The organism is Mycobacterium sp. E735, from assembly GCF_001666955.1.
In the GTDB taxonomy this organism is placed as follows: Bacteria; Actinomycetota; Actinomycetes; order Mycobacteriales; family Mycobacteriaceae; genus Mycobacterium.
Window position 1 is genome coordinate 37887 of sequence record NZ_LZIX01000071.1, and the last position, 16534, is coordinate 54420.

Here is a 16534-nt window from a genome sequence, read left to right on the forward strand (position 1 = left end):
AGTTGATGCGTTACCGGTGTGGTGAATAGTGGCCGTGACGTCGGATGCGCGGAGGTCAGCGCAGCCGGATGTCGACTGCGATTGCCCGGCCGCGGCGGGGCGGTGGGCGGGGAACTCCGCTCGATTCGGTCTAGAGTGAATTCCATAGCATGTGTCCGGTCACTTTGGTTGCGCTGCAACGTGTTTGAGTGCGGCCGGTTTGTTGGTCTCGCCGGCAAGTCGTGGGTGGTGATGTATCCCGCGTTCGAGTTGCGTCTCACCGTGGTCCCCGTGGTTCCTCCCCAGGCCCAGCTGTGTCCCTCGTACCTTCACCGATCGCGCTCCCCGCCCACCCGGTCACGTCGTCGCGGCCCTGCAACGCGGAGGCTCTGATGGCTTATGTTTGCGCGCGAAACCGTCTCAGTGTGTGCCGGGGCTGCACGACGTTGTGCCTCCGCTGCAGACGGCCGGGGCGGACCTTGCCGAAGGGTGATGGCGCCGAACCCGGGGCAGCAGTGGTGCGCCGCGCAGAGCGCTCCAACTCACGCCGCCCGGAGGGGCGAGGCGGTTGCCGCGCAGACCGACGTCGCAGCTGGCGTGGTGCAGCTGTGCCCCGCGGGACCCTTACTGCGGTGTGGCAGAAGAAAACTCCGTCTCAGCGCCGGCACGCAGGCGGTGACCGCGCCAGTCCCGCGGGGACAGTCCGTATGCGGCGCGGAAGGCGCGGCTGAAACTCGACATGTCGGAGAATCCGTGCCGGCGCGCGACACTGGCGATGGTCACCGTCGCGTCGCTCCGGCCCAGCTCGTGGCGCGCGGCTTCCAACCGCCGGGTACGGATGTACTCGGCCAGGCTGATGTTGGCGTCGGCGCACGTTTTGTACAGATGCCGCACCGAGACGAAGTGTGCCGCGGCGATGCGTTCGGCGTTGAGCTCCGGATCACGCAGATGTCGAGACACGTAGTCCAGAATCCGGACGACCAGCGTGTTGGCGAGGGGTTCGGCCGCGCGCTCTGCATAGCCCAACTGGGTCGTGATCACCGCGCGAAGCAGTTCGATGCTCGGGTGCGCGACGAGATCGCCGTTGACCGCGGTGAACAGGCTCGGATCGGCGGCCACACGCCGGAGGTGATCGTAGGTCAACGTGGCCAGCGGATGCTCAGGGATAAGCGGCACGGCGCACGCTTTGCGGATCAGTTCAGTCGGCAAAGCGAGCGCGGAGTGGGGGATCTGGAAGAACTCCCCGCCCATGCCCTCGGCGTTGAGCAGTGTGTAGGGGGCGCTGGAGTCGTACAGCGCCATCGCACCGGGGTGCAGAACCGCCTCCCTGTCCTCCTGCACCACCATCGCGGTACCGGCGAGCTGCAGATTGACGAAGACCGTGGGCTCGGCGCCATCGCGCGCCAGCGCTGGTGTCCGGACCACCCTGTTGGCGGTCGTCTCTCCGACACAGACGGTCAGGTCACCGAGCGGAGTGACCAGCCCATGAGCGGTCGCGCCCGGGCCGTCTTCCACCCAATGCCACTCGACGGACACCATGGCCGCGCCCATGGCCCAATGCATGTAATCGGAGCGTTCCACCGGGTCGACGGCGTCGGTATCGAGGACGATGGCCATGGGGAAGACTTCCTTTCACCTGGCAGGTGAGCGCTCCCGTTGCGTGATCGCAATCCTAAAACCGGACCCGCGAGGCCGCCAAGCGTCGGGCCAGGCGCCGTCGCACGCGTCGCCCGCCGCGGTGTCCCCGGCATTCCGCTAACACGGAATGCCGCTCCTCGGAGCCCGTGGCCCGATGGTGTTCGGCGTGCCGTCGAGGAGAACTGGTCAATCACCGATCGATTCCAGCCAGGAGCGATTAACCAAACGCGAGCGCTTCTACCATCGCCTTCAAGAGTCCGGAAGGCCTCCGTAGCAGCCTTCTACCGTGGAGGGGGACAGCGATGCCCACGTTCAACCACAACATGTTCGACCACGCGGATGTCCGGATCCATTACGTGACCGTGGGCACCCCGCCGAGTCACGGTGGCGACGATCGGGCCTTGGTGCTGCTGCACGGCTGGCCCCAAACCTGGTGGGAATGGCGCCATGTCATGGGGCCCTTGCACGAGGACGGCTGGTTTGTCGTCGCTCCCGACTACCGAGGCGCCGGGGGGTCATCCAAGCCCGCCGGCGGTTACGACAAACAAACCATGGCAGGCGACATCAAGGCCCTGCTCGACCATCTCGGTGTGCAGCAGCCCATCACCTTGGTAGGCCACGACCTCGGGCTGATGGTCGCCTACGCCTACGCCTGCCTGTACTCGACCGGCGTCGAACGTCTTGTGCTCATGGAGGCGCCGATCCCGGGGACCAATGCGTATGAGAGCGTGGCCACCACCAACTACAGCTCAAATAGACTCTGGCACTTTCACCTACACGGCGCGGCCGACAACGTCGCCGAGACTCTGATCGCTGGCAGCGAATTCCCTTATCTACGTTCGTTCTACCAGCGCCTGAGCGCCAATCCCGACGCGATCTCGATATCGGACGCGCAGCGGTACGTGGCTGACTACACGGCCCCCGGAGCCATGCGTGCGGGCCTTGAACTGTTCCGCGCCTTCGAGCAGGACGCGTCCGACAACCGACGCATTCTGGCGGAGCAGGGCAAGCTCACGCTGCCAGTTCTCGGACTCGGCGGGACCGCGAGCTTCTTCGTACCGATCGCCGAGGCCATGCTCTCGGAGGTCGCCGACAACGTCACGGTCCGGCCAATCCAAGATTCGGGACACTGGATCGCCGAGGAACAACCCGAGACGCTCCTGTCGTGCCTGCGCGAATTCATCGAGACAACCGGCGGTACGAAGGGACGCGCGGCATGATCATCTTGAATGTCTTCTTCGACGTGGCGCAAGCGCACGAAGCCGAGTTTCTGAAGCTGTTGAACCACATGGTGGTCGAGTCCAACAAGGAAGACGGCTGCAGCCTGTATCAACTGTGGCGCAACGCCCATGATCCTTACAGCTACGTCCTCGTCGAACATTGGGCCTCGCAAGAGAGCCTTAACGCCCATGGCAAGACGTCACATTGGATCGACTTCAACGACACCGTCAACGGATACTTGAAGTCCGATTACGAGGAACACCACTACACCGAGATCCCGCGCTGAGCCCTGGGCCGCGAGCGCGGGTGGAGACCGCTACAGCGCATACAGCGCCGGCAGATTGACGACGATCGCCTCCTGGCTGCTGCGGGCAATGACCAACTCCGCCGGCGTGTTTGGATCGGGGTTCTCCTCACGGTGGGGCAGATGTGGGGGTACGAAGACGTAATCGCCGGGATCGGTCCGGACCCGAACCTCGCGCTCCCCGTCGAAGAACACAAACTCCGGATGGCCGCTGCGGACGTAGATCATCGTCTCGGAATCACCGTGGTGGTGGTTGGCCGAGGCGCTGCCCGGCGACGCCAAGGTTTCTCCCATCCACAGCTTCTCGCTACCCACCGTGGATCCACTCAACGCGGCGAAGCGCTGCATGCCGTCCGTCTGCGCTGTGGTGCCATCAAGTTCGGTTGACTTGACGTGGCGGACGCGATTGCGCGGTACATGCTGCTGGGCATTGGGGGTGAAGTCGGGATGAAAACCGTCGGGGCCGGTCATGCAGTCGAGCGTAGACCTCCGGAGCGGTTCAACAATCGCTCCGCCCGGGACGAATTCGAGACAATCAGCGATCAAATCAGGTCATTGTCAACGCATTTGCGGTGGAGACCGCGACGGACGGCGCCAAGCGGCGGTCGACCTTCGCTGTCAGCCGTTCACCGCCTGCTCGCGCGCCCACCGGTAATCCGCCTTGCCCGACGGGCTGCGCTCGATTGCCGCCCGGAACACGATCGCCTTGGGCAGCTTGTAGCGGGCCAGCGATTGCCCGGCGTGGGCGACCAACTCCTCGGCGTCCGCATGAGCGCCCTCGGCCAGCGCGACGACGGCGACGACCTCCTGCCCCCACCGCTCGCTGGGCCGTCCGGCGACGACCACGTCGGCCACCGCGGGGTGCGACGCGATCGCGGTCTCGACCTCCTCGACGAAGATCTTCTCACCGCCGGAGTTGATCGTCACCGAATCGCGGCCCAGCAGCTCGATCTTGCCATCGGCTTGGTGACGGGCCCGGTCGCCGGGAATCGCGTATCGCACTCCGTCGATGACCGGAAATGTCTTGGCGGTCTTGGCGGCATCGCCCTTGTAGCCCAGTGGGACGTAACCGCGTTGCGCCAGCCAGCCCATGCCGTCGTGGCCGGGCGCCAGGATGGTGGCCAAATCCTCGGCCGCCACGAACGTGTCCGGTCCGGCGTTGAAAGTGCCCGTAGACACCGCCCCGGAAGTGGACATGTGGTGCATCTGCGCGCCGGTTTCGGAGGACCCGACACCGTCGACCACGATGGCGTTCGGCAGGACTTCGATCAACCGTTGCTTGACGAACGGGGTGAGCAACGCGCCCCCATTGGCCACCACGGCCAGCGACGACACGTCGGCGATCCCCTTCTCGATGGCGGCGACCAACGGGCGGGCCATCGCGTCACCGACCACCGTCACCACGCTCACGCGCTCGCGCTCGATGGTGCGGACCACCTCGTCGGCGTCGAGACGATCGACGACCGAGGGGAAGACGACAGACTGCCCGGTGGTGATGGCCGTCATCACGCTCCACTGGGCCGCGCCGTGCATCAGCGGGGGCAGGATCATCAACTTGGTGCCGGGGCCCGCCAGCACGCCGGCCGCGATCTCCTCGACGGACCCGAACGGCTCGCCGGTCATCAGGTTGCGGCCGCCGAAAGAGGTCATGAAGATGTCGTGCTGGCGCCACAGCACGCCCTTGGGCATTCCCGTCGTCCCGCCGGTGTACAGGACGTAGAGGTCGTCCGGTGAATTCTGCACCGGTGGCGGTTCGGGTGCGCAGGACGCGAGGGCGCTCTCGTAATCCACTGCGCCGTAAATCAAGTCGTTGCCGGAGTCGTCGGCGATCTGAATCAGAACCCGCAGCTGCGGGAGGTCCGGCAGGATTTCGGCCACCCGTGGCGCGAACGCGGCATGGTAGATCAGCGCGGTCGCCCCCGAATCCGCCAACAGATACTGCAGCTCGCTCTTGACGTATCGGAAGTTGACGTTGAACGGGGCGACTCTGGCCTGGAAGGAGCCCAGCAACGCCTCGACGAATTCGTTTCCGTTGTAGGCGTAGATGCCGAGGAGGTCCTGGCCGGTCTCGTGGCCCGGCAGGCCGGCGCGTTCGGTGTGGCACCCGAGCCCGCGGGAATGCAGGTAAGCGGCGAGGCGGTGGGACCGCTCGATCACCTGTGAATAGCTGTACCGCCGTTCACCCTGAATCAGCAGCTCCCGGTCGGGAATCGCGGCCGCAACGGCCGCCGCGACGGCGGGGACGGTGAATTGTGTTGCTGTGTCGGACATCAGGCCTCTCATGGCTGGTGGGGGAGGAGGCGGACCATCAGGCCGTTGGCCTCGGTGAGCAGCGTGCCATCAGCGGCCGTCATCGTAGCGGAGATGAAGATCTTCCTGCCCTCGATGTCGGTGATGCTGCCGTGGGCGCTCAGCGGCTCGTCGATCGGCGTGATGTTTCGGTAGTCGACATGCAGGTACGCGGTCCGGGTGGGGGGAGTGCCGGCGGTGGAGACCACCATCCCGAACAGCCAGTCGTAGAACAGCGGGATCATGCCGCCGTGCACGGCGTTGTTTCCGCCGACATGCGCGCGGGTGAAGTGGCCCGCCATCGTGACGCCATCCGGACCGGATTCTGAGATCGTCCAGGGTGGCAAGAGCGGGTGGCCGAGGCCGGGGAGTTCGATGACGCGGCCCGCCGGCGCCATGCCTTCGGGCACCTGGTGGCCGTCCAGCAGGGCGCAGGCGTCTTCGACGAGCCGGGCCGCGGCGGTCCATGCCGCGGCGTCCGGGTTGCTGGCGAGGGTCAGATCCTGCAGGCGGCGCGTCGCGGCGACGAATCGGCCCAGCCCGGGGGGCGCGTGTTCGGCCGGCTTGATGTCGGGGAATCCGCCGCGAACCCCGGGTGCGGTGTCGGTCATCGCCGCGTCCACACGCTGAGCAACTCGTCGGTGGTGGTGATGGTCGCGAGCAGCGACAGTGTGTTGGCGATGATGGCCTCTCCGTATTCGGTGGGTATGCCGGCAACGGCGTCCCGGGGAACGATGACGCGATAGGCGGCATTGACCGCGTCCATCACGACGTTGGGGATGGCGATGTTCAGCGACACCCCGACGACGACGATGGTCGACACCCCGAGATTCCGCAGGATCGCGTCCAGGTCGGTGCCGCCCATCGGCCCGACGCCGTGCCAGCGGCTGAGCACCAGATCGCTTGGCTCCGGCCCTAATTCGGGTAACACGGCCGCCCCCGGGGTGCCCGGGGCGATGTCGACCTGGCCGTGCCCCATGGCGAAAATCTTGGCGTTGTGGTTGGAGCCCAGCCCGTCGGGGCGTCGTTGCACCAGGCAGTGCACGACGCGTACCCCGGCCGCCCGGGCCGCCGGCAGCAGCCGGACGATATTGGGCAGCGCGACCCGGCGTGCCTCCTGCGCCAGCATCGCCAAACCGGCGTCGGGGCCGATGACCGCCCCCTGGCACTCCTGCGTGACGATCGCGGTGCGCGCGGGCGCCGCGATGTCGGCGAGTTTCGGTGTCATGCCGGCACTTCGTAGAACTGTCTGGCCCATTTCCGCAGTGCCATATACCCTTTCGCGTCGGCCTTGGACAACGCCGGGTTCTCCACGTACTTCTGGTAGCGCCAGATCTGCAGATCGTCGAACACGGTGGACAGGAACTGCTTTTTGATGATGTCGCGCAGCTTGCCCTGCGGTACGTCGGCGGTGTCGCCGGGGACCCGTGGCCACCAGATCGAGTAGAACAGGTCCGAACACTCGTCGTCGACCGGCGTGCAGGTGAAGATCAGCCGATGGTTCTGCGCCCCCTCGAAGACGCTGATCGCCCCGCCCAGGCCGAACAGGTGGCTGTGGAACCGCAGCGCCAGGTCGTCGGGGTCGTCGCTGCGCGCGTCGGGCCACCCGGCCACGAACTGCCACTCGTGATCCACGATCTTCCAGTCCAGCACCCTCGGGGTCACCGTGGCGTGGTGCACGTATTCGAAATGGGCGCTGTCGGGGGCGTTCTCCGCGACGATCTGCGGATGCACCGGTTCGCGCTCGGTGCGCCGGGAGAACTCCGGATACGCGCGGTAGTAGGCCGCCGGGTCGGTCTCGAACTGCGGAAATTTTCCGAAGATGTCCGGCATCTCCCACTGCGGCTCCTTGCCGTCGGGCTGGTGCCAGATGAACACGCAGTCGTGTTGCTCGCACACCGGGTACACCCGCAGCCGCAGGGCGCGGTTTGGGCGGTCCGGTTGGTAGGGGATGTACCGGTTGGTGCCGTCCGGACCCCAGCGCCAGCCGTGGAAGGGACACTCGACGCAGTCGCCGAGCACCTTGCCGCCGTGGCCGATGTGGGCGCCGAGGTGTTTGCAGTGCCCTTCGAGGACATGCAGCTCGCCGGATTCGTCGCGGTAGGCGACCAGGTCCTCACCGAAGTACTTCAGCGGCCGCACCTCGCCGACGGGGAACTCGGGGGACCACCCGACCATGAACCACCCGGTGACCTTCCAGGTGAAGGGGACTTTCACGCTGCAGCCTCCGATTGCCTGATACTAAGTCCGTTACAGTATAGATTTCAGCAGTCCGGTCCGTGCACGGCAAGGAGTGAAGTGACTGAAGCGGCTGACATCCGGGTCGACGTCGTCGTCATCGGCGCCGGCGTCTCCGACCGCACGCCATGTCGAAGGTGACGCGCGGACTGGGGCTCGCCAAGGAGGCGACCCGCGAGCTCGGCATGCTGCTACCCCGGACGGTGGCCGGCCTGAACGAATCGACCGGCTGGGCTCCGGTGTCGCCGCGAGGCGTGCGGCAGTTCGGCGAGGTCATGTTGGACGAGCTTGTGCTGAGCGGCTTTTCACTACTCGGCGGCGGCCCGGCGGCGATGCGGCCGCTGTCCGGCTGCACGGCGGCGGCCGAGGAGTTGTCGGCCCTGGGCATCGACCGTGCGCACGGGGAACCGGTGCCGCTGCGCGCAACCTCCGTGCGGCGGCGACGCGTCGGTAATTTGGCCTACGAGCGGCTGGCGTTCGAGCACGATCCGGCGTTGCCGCCAACGTTGCAGGCCGAAGGCCTGGGCGGGCCGGCCAGGGCGGTGGTGCACCTGTGCCGGCACGCTGATGGCCCAAGACCGTGGCTCATCTGGGTGCACGGCGCCGGTCAGGGTGGCACGGAAGACCTGCTGTTGACCCGCATCGGCCGGATACATCGCCAATTGGGTTTCAACGTCGCATTGCCGGTGCAGCCCGGTCACGGCTGCCGGCGCCGGGAATGGCCCGCGTACCCCGACATGGACCCCCTGGGCAACGTCGCCGGCATGATGCGCTCGGTGTCGGAGATCCGAGCGCTGGTGCGCTGGGCACAACCGCAGGCGAGCGCCGTTGTGGTGGCCGGTGTTTCGATGGGCACTCCGGTCGCGGCGCTGGTGTCGCACCTGGAGAGGCAGGTCGACGCGGTGGCGCTGTATACGCCGATCCTGGGGCTGAACGCGATGATCGCGCGGCACTTGGGGCGCTGGGGGTCGTCGCGGGACGAATTCCGCGACCTGCTGGCCTCTCCGGAGGTGGCGAAGCTGACCTCGGTGATCGACCCGTTGCGGGTGGATCCGGCACCGCCGCCGCATCGCCGGCTCATCGTCGGCGCGTGGCACGACCGGATGGCGATGCGCGATCCCACGGTCGAATTGCAGGAGCGCTGGGGTGGCCGGCTGTACTGGTATGACGGCAGCCACGTCGGGCACATCTTCTCCCGGCGGGTGCAGAAGGTGACCGAGGGGTTCCTGCGCGAGGTGGCCGGCTGATGGGGGCTCCGCGCTCGGCACGTGAGGTGGTCGAGCTCTACAACCTGGTCGTCTGGAACGAGCAGAACCTGACCCTGGCCGAAGAACTGTTCGCCGACAAGGTGATTCGGCACGGGGTGGGTGAGGCGCACACACTCACCCGCGAACAGGCGGTCAGCCGGGTGAGGGACGTCTGGGCGATGTTCGACACGTTGCGCTTCGATCTGAACGTCGTCGCAGCCGGCGACGACGGCCAGCACGTGGCCATCGTCTACGACTCGTCGATGACTACCAAGGACGGCACCATAACCAACGTCGCCAGCATCGAGGTGTTCCGCGTCGTCGACGGAAAGATCACCGAGGTCTGGAATTGCGGCTACCAGCAAGGAGTTTGGAGTTGAATGAGCGCACTCTCGATGAGTTGGGCTACTACCTGCTGGCGGGTGCCGGCGGAGAGGGGCCGGCGACGCTGATCGACGAGGCCCGCCGCGGCGAGGAGCTCGGCTTCGGCACCGCGTTCATCTCCGAACGCTGGAACGTCAAAGAGGCGTCATCCCTGACGGGGGCCGCGTGCGCCGTGACGACCCGGATGCAGATCGCCACCGCGGCAACCAATCACAACACCCGCCACCCGCTGATCACCGGGTCGTGGGCCACCACCATGCACCGGCTCTCCGGCGGGCGCTTCACGCTGGGGATCGGCCGGGGCATCGCGGCGATCTATGGGGCCTTCGGCATACCGGCGGTCACGACCGCGCAGATGGAGGACTGGGCCCAGGTCATGCGCCGCCTGTGGCATGGCGAACTGATCTTCAACCACGACGGACCGATGGGCAAGTACCCGATCCTGTTCCTCGACCCTGACTTCAACGAGGACATCCGGTTGGCGCTGGTGGCTTTCGGGCCCAACACCCTCGACCTCGGGGGCCGGGTGTTCGACGACGTCATCCTGCACACCTACTTCACGCCCGAGACGCTGCAACGCTGCGTCAAGACCGTCAAGTCCGCGGCGGAGAAGGCCGGCCGCGATCCGGACAGCGTGCGGGTGTGGTCGTGCTTCGCCACGGTGGGTGATCACCTGCCCGAGGAGCTGCGGCTCAAGAAGACTGTCGCGCGTCTGGCCACCTATCTGCAGGGCTACGGCGACCTGATGGTGCGGACGAACGAGTGGGATCCGGCTGTGCTGCAACGCTTCCGGGAAGACCCCGTGGTGACGTCGATCGCGGGCGGGATCGACCACAAGGCCACGGCCGAGCAGATCGAGCACATCGCGACGCTGATCCCGGACGAATGGCTGGAGCCGTCGGCCACCGGTTCGGCCCGGCAATGCGCGGACCGTGTTCGCAAGGAATTCGACTACGGGGCCGACGCGGTGATCATGCACGGCGCCACGCCGGAGGAGCTCGAGCCTGTCGTCAGCGCGTACCGGGCGGTGGATTAGCTCCGCGAGGGTGCGCAGTTGTACGCCGATTGCGGCGTGTCGCCGTACCAACACGCACGCTCGCGACAGAACCTCAGGGCAGGATGACGGTCCGGCTGACCGGCTCCGCCGCGGCCTGTCGGCTGGACAGCCCGCGAAGCAGTGCACCGAGTAGGGCATCACGGGTCTCGCGGGGATCGATGAGTTCGTCGAATCCCAGATGTTCGGCCGAGCGATACGACGCCTGCAACTCGGCGTCACGCAGCTTCGCGGTGATGTCCTCGCCGGCATGGGTCGCCCGGCCCAGCGCGGCCGCGCTCATCGCGCCCATGGTCGCCCCGGGGTAGGCGAACGTCGCGCTCTGGTGGTCAAAACCGAGCAGCGACATGACCATCGAGCCGAATCCGTATGCCTTGCGCAGGGTGACGTGCAACTTGACCGTGGTTGCCGCCGTCTGCGCGGCGAACATCCGCGCACCGGCGCGCAGCACCCCGCTGCGTTCGGACCGACTGCCGGGCAGCATGCCGGGGTTGTCGGCAAGGAAGACGATGGGCAGGTGGAACGAGTCGGCCACCATGATGAAGTGCGCCGCCTTGTCCGCCGCGTCGGCGTCGATGGAGCCCGCGAGCACGTTGGGCTGATTGGCGACGACCGCGACCGGGTGGCCACCGAGATGGGCCAGCGCGCAGATGATCGCCTTGCCGTACCGCGGCTGCACCTCGAACCAGTCGGGCCGGTCGAAGACCACGTCGAGCACGGCGCGCATGTCGTAGACGCGGCGGTTGTCGCGCGAGACGATGTCGAGCAGTTCGGGCGTCGCGCGCTGCTCGCCGGCCTCGTCGGGCGGTAGCTGCGCCGGGTAGGACCACGCGCTCGGCGGGAAATACGACAGGTACCGCCGAATGTCGGCGATCACGGCCTCGTCGTCTTCGGCGACGTTGTGGATCACCCCGCTCGGCACGGCGGTGCCGGGCCCGCCGAGATCCTCCTTCGAGATCTCCTCTCCGGTGGACTCTTTGACGACCGGCGGGCCGGCGGTGAAGATCGCGCCCTGCGCGCTCATGATCCGGAAGTCGCAGACCGGGGCGACGAGCGCGCCGTGTCCGGCCGAGGGGCCGAGCACGGCGGCGACGGTCGGCACCCGGCCCGAGCACTGCGCCTGCGCGAGCAGGTCGGTGGGGGCGCGGCCGTAATGTCCACCGCCAGGTCGGAAGCCCGCGCCTTCCAGCAACATCACCAGGGGAACCTTGTCGCGCAGCGCGAGTTCGGCGATGCGGTAGCGCTTGGAGTTGCCGCCCGGTCCGATGCTGCCGGCCATGGTGGTGAAGTCCTCCGAGCCCAGCATCACCGGCGAACCGTTGATCAACCCGGAGCCGACGACCAGCCCGTCGGCCGCGATCTCGCCGCCGACCAGCGTCCCGATTTCTCGGAACGTCCCCGGGTCGAGGAGGCGCTCGATGCGCGCCCGGGCGTCGAGCTTGCCCTTGCCGCGGTGCTTGTCGAGCCGTTCGGTACCACCCATGCCCCACGCACGCTCACGGCGCCGCCCGAGATCGTCGAGCGTTTCTCCCCAGTCCTGGGCTTTCGACATGCCTCTGTCCTACCTCATGCAAGTTTCGTCTGGTGAGCGGATCTGCAGGGTCACATACTGGATTGCTTACTGTAAAGTTACCCGCATGGCCGACGCCGCCCGACTCAAGGTCGACGGGGGCATCCCCAATCAACTCGCTCGCGCGGCCGACGCGGCGGTCGCCCTGGAACGGCAGGGCTACGACGGCGGATGGACGCCCGAAACCAGCCACGACCCATTCCTGCCGCTGCTGCTGGCCGCCGAGCACACGAAGCGGCTGGAAATCGGGACCAACATCGCCGTGGCGTTCGCCCGCAACCCGATGATCGTCGCCAACATCGGTTGGGATCTGCAGGCGTATTCGAAAGGCCGGTTCATCCTCGGGCTGGGCACTCAAATTCAGCCCCACATCGAAAAGCGGTTCAGCATGCCGTGGAGCCACCCGGCCCGGCGCATGCGGGAGTTCGTCTCGGCGCTGCACGCGATCTGGGACGCCTGGCGCGACGGCGGCAAGCTGCGTTTCGAGGGTGAGTTCTACACCCACAAGATCATGACGCCGATGTTCACCCCCGAGCCGCAGCCCTACCCGATGCCGAAGGTGTTCGTCGCCGCGGTCGGTGAGGTGATGACCGAGATGTGCGGCGAGGTCGCCGACGGACACCTGGGCCACCCGATGGTGTCCAAGCGCTACATCACCGAGGTCACCGCGCCCGCGCTGTTACGCGGCCTGCAGCGGGCCGGCCGCCGGCGCGCCGACGTCGAGTTGTCGGCCGAGGTGCTGGTGGCCACCGGCGAGAGCGACGCCGAGCTGCAGACCGCGACGGCCGCGGTGCGCAAGCAGATCGCCTTCTACGGATCGACGCCGGCCTACCGCAAGGTTCTCGAGCTGCACGGCTGGGGCGACCTGCACGCCGAGTTGAACCGGCTGTCCAAGCAGGGGGAGTGGGACGCGATGGCCAAGCTGATCGACGACGAAATGCTGGCGACCTTCGCGGTCGTCGGGCCGGTCGACGAGGTCGGCGCCGCGCTGCGAGACCGCTGTGAGGGTGTCGTCGACCGCGTCCTGCCGATCTTCATGACCGCTTCGCAAACCTGTATCACCGCCGCGATGAAGGAGTTTCGCCAGTGAGCACCACGACGATGGACGACGCCGGGAAGTTGTTGGCCGATCCACTGGCGTACACCGACGAGGAGCGGCTGCACGCGGCGCTGGCTCACCTGCGCGCCAACGCGCCGGTGTCGTGGGTCGAGGTGCCGGACTATAAACCGTTCTGGGCGATCACCAAGCACGCCGACATCATGGACATCGAGCGCGAGAACATGTTGTTCACCAACTGGCCGCGCCCGGTGCTGACCACCGCCGAAGGCGACGAGATGCAGGCGGCCGCGGGCGTGCGCACGCTGATCCACCTCGACGATCCGCAGCACCGGGTGGTACGCGCGATCGGATCCGACTGGTTCCGGCCAAAGGCGATGCGGGCATTGAAGGTTCGGGTCGACGAGCTCGCCAAGATCTATGTCGACAAGATGATGGCCGCGGGTCCCGAGTGTGACTTCGTCCAGGAGGTGGCGGTCAATTACCCGCTGTTCGTGATCATGTCACTGCTGGGCCTGCCGGAGGCCGACTTCCCCCGGATGCTCAAGCTCACCCAGGAATTGTTCGGCAGCGACGACTCCGAATTCAAGCGCGGCAGCTCCAACGAGGACCAGCTGCCTGCGTTGTTCGACATGTTCCAGTACTTCAACGGGGTCACCGAGGCGCGCCGCGAACACCCGACCGACGATCTCGCCTCCGCGATCGCCAACGCCCGCGTCGACGGGGAACCGCTGTCGGACATCGACACGGTGTCCTATTACCTGATCGTGGCCACCGCCGGTCACGACACCACCAGCGCGACCATTTCCGGTGGGCTGCAAGCACTCATCGAGAACCCCGACCAGCTCGAGCGGCTGCAGGCGAATCTCGACCTGATGCCATTGGCCACCGAGGAGATGATCCGCTGGGTCACGCCCGTCAAGGAATTCATGCGCACCGCCAACGCGGACACCACCGTGCGCGGAGTGCCGATCGCCGCGGGCGATTCCGTGCTGCTGTCCTATGTGTCGGCCAATCGCGACGAGGACGTGTTCACCGACCCGTTCCGCTTCGATGTCGGGCGCGACCCCAACAAGCACCTGGCCTTCGGGTACGGCGTGCACTTCTGCATGGGCGCGGCCCTGGCCCGTATGGAGGTCAACAGCTTCTTCACCGAGCTACTGCCGAGGCTCAAATCCATTGAGCTGATCGGTGATCCGGAGTTGGTCGCCACCACCTTCGTGGGCGGCCTGAAGCACCTGCCGGTGCGGTACTCGCTGGCCTGACTTTCCCAGCTCTATTCGCGGCAGACAGCCATCAGCGCTGAATGGCCCTCGCGTCGATGAGCGCCCCGCTTATCGCGTGATCGCTACACTCCGGCGTGGAGGTCTCGCAATGACGCGCAGGACGATTGTCATCACGGGTGCCAGTGACGGCATAGGTGCCGCTGCGGCTCGTCGCCTCAGTCGCACCGGCGCCCAGATCGTCGTGGTGGGCCGCTCGGAAACCAAGACCGCCGCGGTGGCCACCGAATTGGGCGCGGACTACTTCGTCGTCGACTACGCCGACCTGTCCCAGGTGCGGGCGCTGGCGGACAAGTTGCGTTCGCAGTACCCGCGCATCGACGTTTTGCTCAACAATGCGGGCAGGATGGCCAGCAAGATCGAGCTGACGTCGGACGGCTACGAACGCACCTATCAGGTCAACTACCTGGCGCCGTTCCTGTTGACCACCCGATTGCTGGATGTGCTGCTGGAGTCCCGCGCCACGGTCGTCAACACGACCAGCTCGTCGCACAAGCTGGTCTTCCGTGCCACCGTCGACGACCTGGAGAACACCGCCAGCCGCCGCCCCGCCGCTGCCTACGCGTTCTCGAAGTTCGCAATCGTGTTGTTCACCAAGGAATTACATCGGCGCTACCATGACGCCGGTCTTTCCGTCGCGGCCGTGCATCCCGGCAACGTCAACTCCAACATCGGCATTGCCTCGGGTTCGCGATTTCTCGTGTTCATGCAGCGGTACACCCCGGCGGTGCTCTTCATCTCGAGCCCGGACCAGGGCGCCGACCAGTTGGTGCGGCTGGCGTCGAGCGCGCCCGTATCGGAGTGGACGCCCGGCGCCTACTACGCCAAGCGCAAGATCGCCAAGACCAGTCGCCTGGCAAACGACCCGCGATTGGCCGCCCAGCTGTGGGAGCGCACCGCGGCCAGGCTCGGCTGACGATTCCGCGCGCGGGTGATCTTCGATACTCATTAGTATCTAACCGATACTGACGGGTATGCTACTGCACATGTCGCCCGTCAAACCGCATCGCACCCGCCCCACCCGCGGCGAGGTTCGCGACCGGATCCTGGACGCGGCGTCGAAGGTGTTCGCCGCCGAGGGTTTCGCCGGTGCCACCATCGACGCGATCGGTCAGGCCGCGGGCTTCACCAAGGGCGCGGTCTACTCCAACTTCGAGTCGAAGGACGAGCTGTTCCTGAGCCTGCTCGACCGCGAGTTCGAGCTGCGCGGCGAGCAGATCGCGATAGCGCTCGACCGCAGCGACGGCGACACCGCCGCGGCCGCGCGTGAGGTGAGCCGGTCGGTGCTCGACTCGGTCCGCGACCATTCCGACTACTACGTGCTGCTCGTCGAGTACTGGCTGCGCGCCCAGCGCGATCCGCAGCTTCGGGGGCGCCTGATCGAGCGCCGTCGCGCCGCTGCCGACCAGGCGCTGCACATCGTCGAATCGACCGACACCGTGCCGGGCGACCGGCGGCTGACCGACATCGCCCAGCTCGTCGTCACCCTCAACCTGGGCGTCGCGATGGAAGAGGTGCTGCGTCCCGGAACCATCAACCCCGATCTGCTCGCGCAACTGATCACCGCACTGCTGAAATCGATTCCGGTTTGAAGGAGATCAGGGAAAGTCACACCATGGATGTCAAAGACGAACCGGACGACATCGCACCGGTGATCACCGCCGCCGGATTGGGGGTCGACGGTGAGCACGGACCGCTGTTCTCGGGGGTCGACCTGGCCCTGACGCCGGGGTTCCACGCCATTCAGATGCCCGGGGGCCCGGGTCAGACAACGCTGTTGTTGACGATCGCGGGACGCTTCAAGGCCAGTCACGGCTCGTTGAGCGTGCTCGGCGAAACGACGCCGCGCGCGATCCGCCGCCGGTGCGCGATAGCGGCCTTCGACGACATCGATGAACTCGAAGAGTCGGTGACCGTGGCGACCGTACTCGCCGAGCAACGCCGGTGGCTGGCGCCGTGGTATTCGCTGGTGCCGCCGCAAGCCGGTCAGGCCGGGCTGACGGAGGTCTTCGGCGACATGCCCCCGCCGTCTTCGGACACCTACATCGTCGAATTGTCCGACCTGGAACTGTTTTTGCTGCGGATCACGCTCGCGCTGCTGTCGAATCGTCCGATTCTGGTGGTCGGCGACCTCGAGCAAGTGCGCGACAACTCCCGGCGAGCGATCGCGGTGGAACGGCTCGGCGTGATCGCCCAGCAGCGCACGGTCGTCGTCGGAGTCACCAACCCGCTCGGCACCGACGCACCCGAGCACGAGCTTCACGATCGCC

Annotated in this window: 17 protein-coding genes; 10 read left to right on the forward strand and 7 right to left on the reverse strand. The window is 66.7% G+C overall.

Features of this window, described 5'->3' with window-relative positions; translation table 11 throughout:
- Nucleotides 1-603 precede the first annotated feature (603 nt).
- Nucleotides 604-1596, reverse strand: coding sequence for a helix-turn-helix domain-containing protein (locus A5704_RS05655; protein WP_082954784.1), 993 nt, complete (start codon nucleotides 1594-1596; stop codon nucleotides 604-606).
- Between the two features lie 344 nt (nucleotides 1597-1940).
- Between A5704_RS05655 and A5704_RS05660 the strand changes: the two genes are divergently transcribed.
- Together A5704_RS05660 and A5704_RS05665 are read left to right on the forward strand one after the other, a co-directional pair.
- The gene (locus A5704_RS05660; RefSeq protein WP_197508453.1) at nucleotides 1941-2837 is read left to right on the forward strand and encodes an alpha/beta fold hydrolase; all 897 of its coding nucleotides are present in this window, start codon (nucleotides 1941-1943) and stop codon (nucleotides 2835-2837) included.
- Complete coding sequence (locus tag A5704_RS05665) at nucleotides 2834-3124, forward strand: putative quinol monooxygenase (protein ID WP_067760444.1); 291 nt, start codon at nucleotides 2834-2836, stop codon at nucleotides 3122-3124. Before A5704_RS05660 ends, A5704_RS05665 begins: the two co-directional genes overlap by 4 nt.
- Nucleotides 3125-3154: 30 nt before the next feature.
- Here the strand turns inward: A5704_RS05665 and A5704_RS05670 are convergent, their stop codons facing one another.
- The 5 genes from A5704_RS05670 to A5704_RS05690 all read right to left on the reverse strand — a co-directional run bounded on the left by A5704_RS05670 (nucleotide 3155) and on the right by A5704_RS05690 (nucleotide 7648).
- The gene (locus A5704_RS05670; RefSeq protein WP_067760446.1) at nucleotides 3155-3613 is read right to left on the reverse strand and encodes a cupin domain-containing protein; all 459 of its coding nucleotides are present in this window, start codon (nucleotides 3611-3613) and stop codon (nucleotides 3155-3157) included.
- Between the two features lie 147 nt (nucleotides 3614-3760).
- The gene (locus tag A5704_RS05675) at nucleotides 3761-5413 is read right to left on the reverse strand and encodes an acyl-CoA synthetase (protein ID WP_067760448.1); all 1653 of its coding nucleotides are present in this window, start codon (nucleotides 5411-5413) and stop codon (nucleotides 3761-3763) included.
- 8 nt (nucleotides 5414-5421) lie between these two features.
- Nucleotides 5422-6042 carry a PaaI family thioesterase gene (locus tag A5704_RS05680; RefSeq protein ID WP_067760586.1) on the reverse strand — a complete coding sequence of 207 codons (621 nt, stop codon included), beginning with the start codon at nucleotides 6040-6042 and terminating at the stop codon, nucleotides 5422-5424.
- The gene (locus tag A5704_RS05685; RefSeq protein ID WP_067760450.1) at nucleotides 6039-6659 is read right to left on the reverse strand and encodes a cysteine hydrolase; all 621 of its coding nucleotides are present in this window, start codon (nucleotides 6657-6659) and stop codon (nucleotides 6039-6041) included. The genes A5704_RS05680 and A5704_RS05685 overlap by 4 nt, the downstream gene beginning before the upstream one ends.
- Nucleotides 6656-7648: a Rieske 2Fe-2S domain-containing protein gene (locus A5704_RS05690; RefSeq protein ID WP_067760452.1), complete on the reverse strand. Its 993-nt coding sequence runs from the start codon at nucleotides 7646-7648 to the stop codon at nucleotides 6656-6658. The genes A5704_RS05685 and A5704_RS05690 overlap by 4 nt, the downstream gene beginning before the upstream one ends.
- A gap of 149 nt (nucleotides 7649-7797) precedes the next feature.
- On the opposite strand from A5704_RS05690, the gene A5704_RS05695 reads away from it, so the two are divergent.
- From A5704_RS05695 to A5704_RS05705, 3 genes are read left to right on the forward strand one after another with little or no spacing between them, the layout of a single operon-like run.
- Nucleotides 7798-8916, forward strand: a complete 1119-nt coding sequence (locus A5704_RS05695; protein WP_067760454.1) for a PHB depolymerase family esterase — start codon at nucleotides 7798-7800, stop codon at nucleotides 8914-8916.
- The gene (locus A5704_RS05700; RefSeq protein ID WP_067760456.1) at nucleotides 8916-9296 is read left to right on the forward strand and encodes a nuclear transport factor 2 family protein; all 381 of its coding nucleotides are present in this window, start codon (nucleotides 8916-8918) and stop codon (nucleotides 9294-9296) included. The genes A5704_RS05695 and A5704_RS05700 overlap by 1 nt, the downstream gene beginning before the upstream one ends.
- Nucleotides 9293-10336 carry a TIGR03857 family LLM class F420-dependent oxidoreductase gene (locus tag A5704_RS05705; protein WP_067760458.1) on the forward strand — a complete coding sequence of 348 codons (1044 nt, stop codon included), beginning with the start codon at nucleotides 9293-9295 and terminating at the stop codon, nucleotides 10334-10336. The genes A5704_RS05700 and A5704_RS05705 overlap by 4 nt, the downstream gene beginning before the upstream one ends.
- 73 nt (nucleotides 10337-10409) lie before the next feature.
- Here A5704_RS05705 and A5704_RS05710 read toward each other — a convergent pair whose 3' ends face one another.
- On the reverse strand, nucleotides 10410-11906 hold the full coding sequence (locus A5704_RS05710; RefSeq protein ID WP_067760459.1) for an acyl-CoA carboxylase subunit beta: 1497 nt from the start codon (nucleotides 11904-11906) through the stop codon (nucleotides 10410-10412).
- Nucleotides 11907-11991: 85 nt separating this feature from the next.
- On the opposite strand from A5704_RS05710, the gene A5704_RS05715 reads away from it, so the two are divergent.
- The 5 genes from A5704_RS05715 to A5704_RS05735 form a co-directional block, all read left to right on the forward strand.
- Nucleotides 11992-13014: an LLM class F420-dependent oxidoreductase gene (locus A5704_RS05715; RefSeq protein ID WP_067887775.1), complete on the forward strand. Its 1023-nt coding sequence runs from the start codon at nucleotides 11992-11994 to the stop codon at nucleotides 13012-13014.
- 11 nt (nucleotides 13015-13025) lie between these two features.
- Nucleotides 13026-14246 carry a cytochrome P450 gene (locus tag A5704_RS05720; RefSeq protein WP_067887783.1) on the forward strand — a complete coding sequence of 407 codons (1221 nt, stop codon included), beginning with the start codon at nucleotides 13026-13028 and terminating at the stop codon, nucleotides 14244-14246.
- A gap of 109 nt (nucleotides 14247-14355) precedes the next feature.
- Nucleotides 14356-15180, forward strand: a complete 825-nt coding sequence (locus A5704_RS05725) for an SDR family NAD(P)-dependent oxidoreductase (RefSeq protein ID WP_067887777.1) — start codon at nucleotides 14356-14358, stop codon at nucleotides 15178-15180.
- 58 nt (nucleotides 15181-15238) lie between these two features.
- A complete protein-coding gene (locus tag A5704_RS05730; protein WP_067760466.1) occupies nucleotides 15239-15856 on the forward strand; it encodes a TetR/AcrR family transcriptional regulator in 618 nt (205 codons plus the stop codon).
- A gap of 23 nt (nucleotides 15857-15879) precedes the next feature.
- Nucleotides 15880-16534: hypothetical protein (locus A5704_RS05735; RefSeq protein ID WP_067783808.1), on the forward strand; the 655-nt coding region annotated here is incomplete at its 3' end.

What these genes read in the sequence shown, in the direction of transcription:
- A5704_RS05665 (WP_067760444.1), top strand. Translation starts at nt 2,834, where the DNA reads ATGATCATCTTGAATGTCTTCTTCGACGTGGCGCAAGCGCACGAAGCC.
- A5704_RS05675 (WP_067760448.1), bottom strand. Translation starts at nt 5,413, where the DNA reads ATGTCCGACACAGCAACACAATTCACCGTCCCCGCCGTCGCGGCGGCC.
- A5704_RS05710 (WP_067760459.1), bottom strand. Translation starts at nt 11,906, where the DNA reads ATGTCGAAAGCCCAGGACTGGGGAGAAACGCTCGACGATCTCGGGCGG.
- A5704_RS05670 (WP_067760446.1), bottom strand. Translation starts at nt 3,613, where the DNA reads ATGACCGGCCCCGACGGTTTTCATCCCGACTTCACCCCCAATGCCCAG.
- A5704_RS05655 (WP_082954784.1), bottom strand. Translation starts at nt 1,596, where the DNA reads ATGGCCATCGTCCTCGATACCGACGCCGTCGACCCGGTGGAACGCTCC.
- A5704_RS05715 (WP_067887775.1), top strand. Translation starts at nt 11,992, where the DNA reads ATGGCCGACGCCGCCCGACTCAAGGTCGACGGGGGCATCCCCAATCAA.
- A5704_RS05720 (WP_067887783.1), top strand. Translation starts at nt 13,026, where the DNA reads ATGGACGACGCCGGGAAGTTGTTGGCCGATCCACTGGCGTACACCGAC.
- A5704_RS05680 (WP_067760586.1), bottom strand. Translation starts at nt 6,042, where the DNA reads ATGACCGACACCGCACCCGGGGTTCGCGGCGGATTCCCCGACATCAAG.
- A5704_RS05660 (WP_197508453.1), top strand. Translation starts at nt 1,941, where the DNA reads ATGTTCGACCACGCGGATGTCCGGATCCATTACGTGACCGTGGGCACC.
- A5704_RS05695 (WP_067760454.1), top strand. Translation starts at nt 7,798, where the DNA reads ATGTCGAAGGTGACGCGCGGACTGGGGCTCGCCAAGGAGGCGACCCGC.
- A5704_RS05700 (WP_067760456.1), top strand. Translation starts at nt 8,916, where the DNA reads ATGGGGGCTCCGCGCTCGGCACGTGAGGTGGTCGAGCTCTACAACCTG.
- A5704_RS05685 (WP_067760450.1), bottom strand. Translation starts at nt 6,659, where the DNA reads ATGACACCGAAACTCGCCGACATCGCGGCGCCCGCGCGCACCGCGATC.
- A5704_RS05725 (WP_067887777.1), top strand. Translation starts at nt 14,356, where the DNA reads ATGACGCGCAGGACGATTGTCATCACGGGTGCCAGTGACGGCATAGGT.
- A5704_RS05730 (WP_067760466.1), top strand. Translation starts at nt 15,239, where the DNA reads ATGCTACTGCACATGTCGCCCGTCAAACCGCATCGCACCCGCCCCACC.